The sequence below is a fragment of the Streptomyces durbertensis genome (assembly GCF_014156695.1).
Classification (GTDB): Bacteria; Actinomycetota; Actinomycetes; order Streptomycetales; family Streptomycetaceae; genus Streptomyces; species Streptomyces durbertensis.
The window spans coordinates 1-1,187 of sequence record NZ_WMLF01000796.1; the positions used below are offsets into that span (position 1 = coordinate 1).

Genomic DNA, 1,187 nt, shown 5'->3' on the forward strand with positions numbered 1-1,187 from the left:
CCTCCACCCCAGTCACCCACCCCAGTCCGGCGGCGCCGTCGGCGGAAGGAGTCGCCTGATGGCCGAGCAGCGGAGCACCCCGCGCACACCGGAAGCCCAGCCGGAGAACGAACCCGTCTTCTCCGTGTCCCACCTGTGGAAGGTCTTCGGCCCGAAGGCCCACCGCATACCCGGCGACGAGTCGCTGGCCTCGCTCGACGCCGCCGAACTCCGCGCCCGCACCGGCTGCACCGCCGCCGTCCGGGACGTCTCCTTCGACGTCCGCCGCGGTGAGGTCTTTGTGGTCATGGGCCTCTCCGGCTCCGGCAAGTCCACCCTCGTACGCTGCCTCACCCGGCTCATCGAGCCCACCAGCGGCGAACTGCGCATCGACGGCGAGGACGTGCTCGCCATGGACCGCGAACGGCTCCGCGAACTCCGCCGCCACCGCGCCGCGATGGTCTTCCAGCACTTCGGCCTGCTGCCGCACCGCACCGTCCTCGACAACGTCGCCTACGGCCTGGAGATCCAGGGCGTGAAGAAGGCCGTCCGCCGCGAGGTCGCCGCCCGCATGGTCGACAAGGTCGGCCTCACCGGCCTCGGCGAACGCCGCCCCGCACAGCTCTCCGGCGGCCAGCAGCAGCGCGTCGGCCTCGCCCGGGCGCTCGCCACCGACCCCGAAGTACTGCTCTTCGACGAGCCGTTCAGCGCGCTCGACCCGCTGATCCGCCGCGACATGCAGGAGGAGGTCATCCGGCTCCACCGCGAGGAGGGCCGCACGATGGTCTTCATCACCCACGATCTCTCCGAGGCACTGCGCCTCGGCGACCGCATCGCCCTCATGCGCGACGGCCGGATCGTGCAGCTCGGCACACCCGAGGAGATCGTCACCACGCCCGCCGACGACTACGTCCGCGACTTCGTCCGCGACGTGCCCCGCGAACAGGTCGTCACCGTGCGCCGCGCGATGCGGCCGCCCACCGCCGGCGAGGCCGACACGGGTGTGGTCCTGCCCGCCGACACCGTCGTCGCCGACGCCATCGAGGCCGTCGCCAGGACCGGCGAGCACGTCCGCGTCGTCGAGGACGGCCGCACGGTCGGCGTCGTCGACCGCGACCGGCTGCTGGCCGTCGTCGCCGGACTCGACGGCCGCCCCGAGGAACGGGAGGTGGTGGCCGTATGAGCGCCGCCCCCGGCACCCTCACCCC

The 1,187-nt window shown here is 73.0% G+C and carries 1 protein-coding gene; it reads left to right on the forward strand.

Annotated features, from left to right (window positions below):
- Positions 1-58: 58 nt before the first annotated feature.
- A complete protein-coding gene (locus GL263_RS26880; RefSeq protein WP_182858331.1) occupies positions 59-1,162 on the forward strand; it encodes a quaternary amine ABC transporter ATP-binding protein in 1,104 nt (367 codons plus the stop codon).
- Positions 1,163-1,187 lie beyond the last annotated feature (25 nt).

Excerpts from the sequence above, each read along its gene's own strand:
- GL263_RS26880 (WP_182858331.1), top strand. The coding sequence starts at position 59 with ATGGCCGAGCAGCGGAGCACCCCGCGCACACCGGAAGCCCAGCCGGAG.